This is a genomic window from Algibacter sp. (assembly GCF_049667265.1).
Taxonomy (GTDB): domain Bacteria; phylum Bacteroidota; class Bacteroidia; order Flavobacteriales; family Flavobacteriaceae; genus Algibacter_B.
In genome coordinates this window covers 1-4711 of the sequence record NZ_JBATHX010000473.1, presented here as the reverse complement: position 1 = coordinate 4711, position 4711 = coordinate 1, and the positions used below count along the sequence as shown (strand labels likewise).

Sequence of the window (4711 nt, the reverse complement as noted above, 5' to 3'; positions counted from 1 at the left end):
ATCTTAATTCGTTTGGAACCCTTAAGAGGTTTATAAATAATAGGTTGTTGCATTAAAGTTTGTTTTTATGTATTAAACATACTAAAAAAAACACCATAATGATTGTTTATTTTAAAATAAGCGTATTTTAACCGTTAGAAACGAATAATGATTATAATGCTAAAAATCAATGGTTTACATTTGTTTCGATTGGGTTTTTAACAAAAAAGTATAAATGAATGACCTGTAAAATATGTAGCAAGCTTATTGTAGGAAGAAAGGGTAAATTATTTTGCTCCGTAAAATGTAAAAATTATTATCATGTTAATTTAAGAAAAGCAACAGCAATAGTAGTGAAGGATTTAGATGAAATTTTGCATAGAAATAGAAGTATCCTTTTAGAGATTATGGGAAAAAATAAGTTGCAATGTAAAATTGACCGTGTCATTCTTGAAAAAAAGAAATTTAGGTTTAAATACAATACGCATCAGCATATAAACAGTCAAGGGAAGATCTATTATTATCTTTATGATTTTGCTTGGATGGAATTTTCTAATGATGAAATATTAATAGTGAAGCGGCCTTTGATTTTAAAAAATAAGTAATTTCAAAAAATTTAGAGAGCAATTGCGATTCTAACAAAAGGGGCTAAATCAAATTTGATTTAGCCCCTTTTGTTAGAAATTCTGGAATATATATTATCCTATTTCAGGAAAAATGAAGTTTAATATACGCACTAATCAAGCTTGCAGATTTATCATTTCTCAATTATTCTTCAACCAAAACCCATTCACCTTTAGCTATTAAAGGTTCAGCTTGTTTGTACTTTAAGGTTTTATTTTCTCCATTCATAATGTGTTTAATGGTAACACGATCGTTACGTCCAATTTTTGGTTTATCGCGCACTATGGTTTCTACAACTTCTTGATTGCGTTGCGTATTTCCTGCCGCTCTATTTTGGGCAGAACGCTCATCCAAATTCGGGATTTCGTCCTTTTGCACATTCAGCTTTTCTTGCTTTCTAGCTCTTGCTTCTTGAATGGTATCTTGGGTTTCTTGAGGTAATTCACCCTTAAATAAAAATGAAATCACATCTTTATTCACTTCATCAATCATGGCTTTAAACAATTCAAAAGACTCAAACTTATAAATTAACAAAGGATCTTTTTGCTCATGAACCGCCAATTGAACCGATTGCTTTAACTCGTCCATTTTACGTAAATGAGTTTTCCAAGCATCATCAATAATGGCTAAAGTAATGTTCTTTTCAAAGTCGTTAATTAATTGTTTACCGTTAGTTTCATAAGCTTTTTGAAGATCTGTAACAACGTTTAAACTTTTAACACCATCTGTAAACGGTACCACTATACGCTTGAATTTATCACGCTGCGTTTCATATACATTTTTAATGACTGGGAAGGCCATATCAGCGTTACGAGCCATTTTATCTTTGTAATGACTAAAAGCTGCTTTGTATATTTTCGATGTAATTTCTATAGCTGTCAATTTTCCGAATTAAGCTTCAGTAATTGGCGAACTCATTGAAAAATATCGAATCAATTCAAATTCGAAGTTTTTAAAATCGTTAGCACCTTTGTTTGTTTCAGCAATGCCTTCCGATGTATCGAAAATCATATTAGCTAAATCGACACGTAAACGTTCACCATTTAAGGCATTATAACGACGCTTGTAAACCACCTCACGTTGGGCGTTCATAACATCATCATATTCCAACAATCGCTTACGAACCCCAAATTGGTTTTCTTCAACTTTTTTCTGTGCACGTTCAATAGATTTTGAAATCATAGAATGCTGAATCACTTCACCTTCCTTCAATCCCATTTTATCCATCATTTTAGCAATACGCTCAGAACCAAATAAACGCATCAAGTTATCTTCAAGCGACACGTAAAACTGTGAACTTCCTGGATCTCCTTGACGTCCAGCACGACCACGTAGCTGTCTGTCCACACGACGCGAATCATGACGCTCAGTACCTACAATGGCTAAACCACCAGCAGCTTTAACTTCTTCAGATAATTTAATATCCGTACCACGACCAGCCATATTGGTTGCAATGGTTACTTGTCCGCTTTTACCAGCTTGATCAACAATTTCAGCCTCTTTTTTGTGCTGTTTCGCATTTAATACATTATGAGGTATTTTTCGAATACTCAACATTTTTCCTAGTAACTCAGAAATCTCAACCGATGTGGTTCCAATTAAAACCGGACGTCCAGCTTCTGATAATTTGGTAACATCATCAATTACCGCATTGTATTTTTCACGCTTGGTTTTATAAACTAAATCTTCTTTATCATCACGTGCAATAGGGCGGTTGGTTGGTGTTTCAAGAACATCTAATTTGTAGATTTCCCAGAACTCGCCTGCTTCAGTTAAAGCCGTACCTGTCATTCCAGACAGTTTGCGGTACATTCTAAAGTAATTCTGTAAAGTTACTGTTGCAAAAGTTTGGGTAGCATCTTCAATCTTTACATTTTCTTTTGCCTCAATAGCTTGGTGTAATCCGTCAGAATAACGACGACCATCCATAATACGACCCGTTTGCTCATCAACAATCATCACCTTATTTTCCATCACCACATATTGGGTGTCTTTTTCAAATAAAGCATAGGCTTTTAGTAATTGACTCAACGTATGGATCCGCTCAGACTTCACACCAAATTCTTTAAATAAGGTTTCTTTAAGTGTTGCCTCTTTTTCAGCCGAAAGTCCTTGCTCTTCAATTTTTGCAACCTCAATACCTATTTCTGGCAATATGAAGAAATCTGGATTATCCTTTCCAGAAATGTACTCAATACCTTTATCGGTTAATTCAACTTGATTATTTTTTTCTTCAATAACATAGTACAATTCCTCATCAACCTTTGGCATTTCGCGGTTGTTGTCTTGCATGTAAAAATTCTCAGTTTTTTGAAGTAGTTGTTTCACACCTTCTTCAGATAAAAACTTAATAAGTGCTTTGTTTTTTGGAATTCCACGGTAAACACGTAGCAGTTGTAAACCACCTTCTTTAGTGTCACCGTCGGCAATTAACTTTTTAGCTTCTGCTAAAACGCTCGTTAAATATTTTCGTTGTACCGAAACAATATCGTCAACCTTAGGTTTTAATTCTGTAAACTCGTGGCGATCACCTTTTGGAATAGGGCCCGAAATAATCAATGGCGTACGCGCATCATCAACCAATACAGAATCAACTTCATCCACAATAGCGTAGTGGTGCGGACGCTGTACTAAATCGTCAGGCGAATGTGCCATATTATCACGCAAATAATCAAAACCAAATTCGTTATTGGTACCGTAAGTAATATCTGAGTTATAAGCTTTTCTTCGTGCATCAGAGTTTGGTTGATGGTAATCAATACAATCCACACTCATACCATGAAACTGAAAAATAGGAGCCATCCACGCGCTATCACGTTTAGCTAAGTAATCATTTACAGTTACTAAATGCACGCCTTTACCGGCTAAAGCATTTAAGTATACTGGCAAGGTAGCCACTAAGGTTTTACCTTCACCTGTTTGCATTTCGGCAATTTTACCTTGGTGCATGGCAATACCACCAATTAACTGCACATCGTAATGTACCATGTCCCAAGTAATGGCCTTTCCTGCAGCATCCCAGGAGTTTGCCCAAATAGCTTTGTCACCATCTAAAACCACATAATCTTTTTCTCCAGAAATGGTTCTATCAAACTCATTTGCAGAAACAATAATGGAGGTATTGTGCACAAAACGTTTAGCAGTTTCTTTTATCACCGCAAAAGCTTCAGGTAAAATATCGTTTAAAACGTCTTCAGTAATTTTATAAGCCTCATCCTTTAACTTATCAATATCTAGATATATATCTTCACGTCTATCAATATCTTCAGTCGTTTCAGCTTCTTGTGTTAAGTCGGCAATTTGTTTGTCTATGTCGGCATTCGCTTCAGCAATTTTTGCTTTAAACTCAGCAGTCTTGGCTCTTAATTCATCATGACTTAAAGCTTCCAGAGGCGCTTCAAAGGTTTTAATTTTATTTACTAAAGGCGTAAGTGCTTTAACATCTTGTTTAGCCTTATCGCCAACAAATACTTTCAATACAGAATTTAAAAAATTCATTCTTTTATATTTATGTTTATTCGTCTATCCAATTGCTATTGGCATAGTGTCGTTACTATTTTAATTGCTTTATAAAAAGCTTTTCAAAGATACATTTTAGAACAAAAAAAAAGCCTCATATCGAGACTTTTTTAACTATTCTTTATGCTTTACTAATATTCATCTTCATTCCAAAGGTAATCCTCATCGGTAGGATAGTCAGACCAGATTTCTTCAATTGAGTCATAAGAGTCTCCCTCATCTTCAATCGACTGTAAATTTTCAACAACCTCTAAAGGTGCTCCCGTTCTAATAGCGTAATCTATTAATTCGTCCTTTGTCGCTGGCCAAGGCGCATCACTTAAATAAGATGCTAATTCTAAAGTCCAATACATGTTTTTGTGTGTTTAATTTTTGCAAAAATAATTTTTTAGTTTAAACAGACAAGGAAAAAATGAATTATTTTCATTAATTATAAGAACGTATCTTTTTTGTGCTCTAAACCCAGCAATTATTCCTGCGGGTTAATAATAATATAGCAATGAAATTTTTGGGCGTTACCACAAGGGTCGGGCTTTCACGAGTCGCTCTCTTTGAGGAGCTCCAACAATCGCTCAATCCCTAACGCGGG

General features: G+C 34.9%; 2 protein-coding genes and 1 pseudogene. 1 reads left to right on the top strand and 2 read right to left on the bottom strand.

Annotated features, from left to right (window positions below):
- The first annotated feature begins 218 nt into the window (after window positions 1–218).
- Window positions 219–584: a hypothetical protein gene (locus WBN21_RS16290; protein ID WP_424202145.1), complete on the top strand. Its 366-nt coding sequence runs from the start codon at window positions 219–221 to the stop codon at window positions 582–584.
- 163 nt (window positions 585–747) lie between these two features.
- Here WBN21_RS16290 and secA read toward each other — a convergent pair.
- A pseudogene (gene secA, locus WBN21_RS16285) lies at window positions 748–4101 on the bottom strand (preprotein translocase subunit SecA).
- Between the two features lie 152 nt (window positions 4102–4253).
- On the bottom strand, window positions 4254–4475 hold the full coding sequence (locus WBN21_RS16280) for a DUF2795 domain-containing protein (RefSeq protein WP_019387375.1): 222 nt from the start codon (window positions 4473–4475) through the stop codon (window positions 4254–4256).
- Between the last annotated feature and the right edge of the window lie 236 nt (window positions 4476–4711).